Below are 4,416 nucleotides of genomic sequence, written 5' to 3'. Positions count from 1 at the left end.
GACACGGGCAGGCCCGTCGCCGTGCACTGCGTGACCGCGGCCCAGCTGGTGGTCACCATCGCCGCGCTGCGGTCGGCCGGCAGCCATCCACGAGATCGGATCGAGCACGCCGCCGTGGTGCCGCAGGACAACGTGGCCGACCTCGCCGAGCTGGGTGTCACCGTGGTGACGCAACCCAACCTCGTTGCCGACCGCAGCGCGGCGATGGTGACCACCAGCTGGGCCGCGGTCACGCAGTGCACGGCGACGGGCCTGCCCGTGTCGTGGTGGTCTCCGATCCAGTCCGTCAGGGCGTCGAGGTCGAGGCGGTCGTCGTGCAGGATGATCTTGCCCGGGGACAGGAAACTCGGTCGTGGCCGGAACTCGCCGTGCCGGTGCGCCACCACGAGCGACACCATGTCGTCGGCGTCGAGGTCCGGGGTGGCGTCGGTGACGCCGGTGACGCCGGTGGCGGTGATTCGCCGGCTCAGCTCCGCCAGGTCGCTCTCGCGCCGCTGCAGCAGGTCCGACCAGCCGTGGTCCGCGCTGCGCAGGCGCCCGTCGGGATGTTCGGAAAGCCCAATCCGGCCCAGCGCCTCGGAGTTGAGGATCCACAGCACCCCGCTGCGGTGCTGAATGCGCACCGGGGCGGTGCGCACCATCGCGTCGAGCGCGTCCCGGTCCAGATCGCCCGCGACCGACTCGTGATAGCCGATGGCGCGAATCCAGCCGTCGGGGCCCGGCGTCGCGTTCGACAGCAGTTGTGCCAGTTCGTATTTGGTGCTGACACCCGGTGGCCCGACGAAGAACGAATCCAGGGCCGAGGCGGCCGAACGCACGTGCACGTGGTGGTCGTGCAGGCCGGGCAGGACGGTGCCCCCACCGGCGTAGAGCACGCCCTCGCCGGTCTCGGCGGCCAGCCCGTCGCCCATTTCGTCGATGCGGGTGCCGAACCGGATGTCGGTGGTCGTCCCGTCCAGCAGAGTCGCGCGACGAATCAGCATCGCCGGCAACTCCTTTCGGCCACGATCCGGCGCACGGCCTCGTGGTCGGCGCCCAGCCGTGCCGACCGGCGGGCAGCCTGCGGAACACGCGGGGGCGGCGCGGGCCGGTTCGACACCGACGCCTGCGTCGGCAGCGCCGCGTAACCGGCGGCGACCGCGGCCATCGCGACCTCGATCAGTTCGCCGCCGCCGCGGCCCAGCGAATCGGCGACCAACCGCGTCGCCTCCAGCCCCGTCAGCGGATCGGCGATGGCGTCGGCGCAGAACACCGGTCCGTCGGCGGCGACGCCGACCAGGCCGCCGGCCACCGCGGCGTCGTCACCGAACCCTGGCCTGGCGCCGTCATAGCCGGTGATGCGCAACCAGATTCGCCCCTGCCTTGGCTCGATGTCGTGCGGCCCGAGGCGGCGCCGCGTCAGCGCCGCGGGCCGCGAGCCTTCGATCACGATGTCGGCGACGGCAAGCAGCTCGTGCAATTCGTCGGCGTTGGTGTCGAAATCGACGCAATAGGAGAGCTTTTCACCGTTCATCCAATGGAAGAAGGCCTGGTTCCCAGCCCGGGTGCCGTCGGGTCGGCGTGGGCTTTCGACTTTGACGACTGTCGCCCCGGCGCGCGCCAGCAGCTGTCCGCAGAGCGGACCGGCCCACATCGAGGACAGGTCGGCGACCAACAGACCGCCGACGTCGCGCGCCGGCCCGCGGGCGCCCCACGGTCGGATCCGCGGCGCCGCGGCCGCGGCCTCGCTCAGGGCGGCCGCCGGGATGTCGAGCAGGGCCGCTCGCTCAACGACCGCGGAGCGGTGATGCGTTGCCGCCCAGTGCCGCACCGCCGGCCACGGGTCCGCCCCCACGTCGTCGCTCTGCACGAGGGCGGGGACGGCGGCGACGTCGTCGGGCCGCGACAGCGTGATCGCGCACCAGCCGTCGGCGGCCGTCAGCAATCGGGTGGCGCCCCCGGCGGAGACCCGGCCGCCGCGGGTCAGGCCCAGCAGCGCGGCCCGCCCGGCCAGCAGGTCGGCGGCGTCGACCGCGACGCCCAGCCGCTCGCCGACGGCCGTTGCCACCCGCTGGGCGTGCCAGAGCACGTTCGCGCGGGAGAAGTCGGGCGGCCCGCCCGGCAGGCCGGTCAGGTAGGCCAGCCCGCTGCTCCCCCACGTCGACGTAGCCGAGCTCACGCCTCCCATTGTGCGCGTGGCGGTCCTAGAACTGGAGCGCGCTGAATCGCCAGTCCAGCACCGCACGGTCCGGCTCGCCCGCCGCGTAGACCAGCGACCGCAGCCGCAGCACGCCACCGTGCCGGGTCGGCTCGGCCGACTCGACGTGCAACTCGCTGTAGACGGTGTCGCCCTCGTGGACGGGACCGGTGTGATCGCAGGATTCCCAGCCCAGCACCGTAACCAGGTTGGGCAGCAGCCGGCTCGCCTGCGCGAGCGCCAGCCCGATGGTGTGGCCGCCGTACACCAGCCGTCGCCCGCCGACCCGCGAATCATGATGGGTGGCGGCGATATTCAGCGTGAGCCGGGCGAGCTCCGGGGCGCTGCTTACAACGTCGCCGGTGCTGTGCAGCACCGCACCGGCCAGGCCCGGCTCGAAGTGGGGACCGGGCACCTTGTTCCGGAAGACCTCGCCGTCCCAGTGCGCGGTCGGGTCGACGTCGGGGCCGGGCGCGTCGGCGCCGATGGTGGACAGGTCGTCGTGCGGCGCCTCGTCGGGCCGCCAGTCGGGGCCGGCGGGCAACATGCCGCAGCGGTAGAAGTCGAGCACCAGCCGCTCGTCCTGGTCGACGGTGGTCATCCGCAGCGCCGCCATCCCGGTCGGAGCGCGACCCGGCTTGGGCGAGTTCGCCCGCAGCCCAACCACTTCCGTGCGGGTGTACAGGGAGTCACCGATGACCGGGAACCGGTGAAACGCCAGGCCGCGGTAGAACAGGTTGGCCTTGACACGCTGGGTGGCCAGCGTCGACTGCCCGATCGCCACATCGCAGACCAGCGCCGGATGCGCCAGCGGGGCGGGCAGGCCGGTCACGGCGGCGCACAGCCCGGCGTCCAGGGCGAGCCGCAGCCGATCCCCCACGATCGCCTGGTGCGCCGCGGCCAACCCCGAGGACAGCGTGATCACCGGCGCCCAGTCGAAGACCTGACCGACGGAGAGGTCGTCGAAGTAGGGCCCGCCCTCCCGTACATGCGCAAAAGTCACGGGGCCAATATGGCACACGTGAGAAGTGAGCTGAACGACGAAGAAGAGATGCTGGTCGCCACGGTGCGGGCGTTCATCGACCGGGACGTCAAACCGACCGTCCGTGAGATCGAGCACGCCAACACCTATCCCGAGGCGTGGATCGAGCAGATGAAGCGGATCGGCATCTACGGCCTGGCGATTCCCGAGGAGTACGGCGGTTCGCCGGTCTCCATGCCGTGCTACGTACGGGTCACCGAGGAATTGGCCCGCGGGTGGATGAGCCTGGCCGGGGCGATGGGCGGGCACACAGTGGTGGCAAAGCTGCTGACGCTGTTCGGGACCGAGGAGCAGAAGCGGGCCTACCTGCCGGTGATGGCGACCGGCGAGCTGCGGGCCACCATGGCGTTGACGGAGCCGGGCGGCGGCTCGGACCTGCAGAACATGACGACGACGGCCCTACCCGACGGCACGGGCGGCCTGCGCATCAACGGCGCCAAGACGTGGATCAGCAATGCGCGGAGGTCCGATCTGATCGCGCTGCTGTGCAAGACCGATCCGAACGCCGCCCCGCGACATCGGGGCATCTCGATCGTGCTCGTCCAGCACGGCCCGGGCCTGACGGTGTCGCGAGACCTGCCCAAGCTGGGCTACAAGGGCGTGGAATCCTGCGAGTTGTCGTTCGACGACTTCTCCGCGCCGGAGTCGGCGGTGCTGGGCGGCCGGATGGGCGAGGGCTTTTCGCAAATGATGAAGGGCCTGGAAACGGGGCGCATCCAGGTCGCCGCCCGCGCGCTGGGCGTGGGCACCGCGGCGCTCGAGGACGCGCTGGCCTATGCGCAGCAGCGGGAGAGCTTCGGGCGGCCGATCTGGAAGCACCAGTCGGTGGGCAACTACCTGGCCGACATGGCGACCAAGTTGACCGCCGCCCGTCAGCTCACCCGCTACGCCGCCGAGCGGTACGACAGCGGCGAGCGCTGCGACATGGAGGCGGGCATGGCCAAGCTGTTCGCCTCCGAAGTGGCGATGGAGATCGCGCTGAACGCCGTGCGGATTCACGGCGGCTACGGCTACTCGTGCGAATACGACGTGGAGCGATACTTCCGCGACGCGCCCCTGATGATCGTCGGCGAGGGCACCAACGAGATTCAGCGCAACGTGATCGCCGGGCAGCTCGTCGCGCGCGGTGGCATCTGAGTCCGAATGTGCGGGCTTGACGCCCTGGTGTGCTGTATATTTGCCTGACTTCTGGCACCAG

The 4,416-nt window shown here is 71.2% G+C and carries 3 protein-coding genes and 1 pseudogene; 1 reads left to right on the top strand and 3 read right to left on the bottom strand.

What is annotated here, in order from left to right:
- The 3 genes and pseudogenes from A9X05_RS06195 to A9X05_RS06185 form a co-directional block, all read right to left on the bottom strand.
- Positions 1–983, bottom strand: a pseudogene (locus A9X05_RS06195) (hypothetical protein); the annotation flags it as partial.
- Entirely contained in the window at positions 977–2,167 is a 1,191-nt protein-coding gene (locus A9X05_RS06190) for a CoA transferase (RefSeq protein WP_067779966.1), read from the bottom strand. The pseudogene A9X05_RS06195 and the gene A9X05_RS06190, both read right to left, overlap by 7 nt.
- A 16-nt stretch (positions 2,168–2,183) precedes the next feature.
- Positions 2,184–3,179: a MaoC family dehydratase gene (locus tag A9X05_RS06185; RefSeq protein WP_067779963.1), complete on the bottom strand. Its 996-nt coding sequence runs from the start codon at positions 3,177–3,179 to the stop codon at positions 2,184–2,186.
- Between the two features lie 30 nt (positions 3,180–3,209).
- Here A9X05_RS06185 and A9X05_RS06180 point away from each other — a divergent pair, with 30 nt between their 5' ends.
- Positions 3,210–4,355 (top strand): acyl-CoA dehydrogenase family protein, encoded by a 1,146-nt coding sequence (locus A9X05_RS06180; protein ID WP_067756817.1) that lies wholly within the window; start codon positions 3,210–3,212, stop codon positions 4,353–4,355.
- Positions 4,356–4,416 lie beyond the last annotated feature (61 nt).

The sequence above is a fragment of the Mycobacterium sp. E3298 genome, from assembly GCF_001666895.1.
Classification (GTDB): domain Bacteria; phylum Actinomycetota; class Actinomycetes; order Mycobacteriales; family Mycobacteriaceae; genus Mycobacterium.
The sequence above is the reverse complement of the archived record's forward strand: the minus strand, read 5'-3'. Positions and strand labels throughout refer to the sequence as shown.

Excerpts from the sequence above, each read along its gene's own strand:
- A9X05_RS06190 (WP_067779966.1), bottom strand. The coding sequence starts at position 2,167 with ATGGGAGGCGTGAGCTCGGCTACGTCGACGTGGGGGAGCAGCGGGCTG.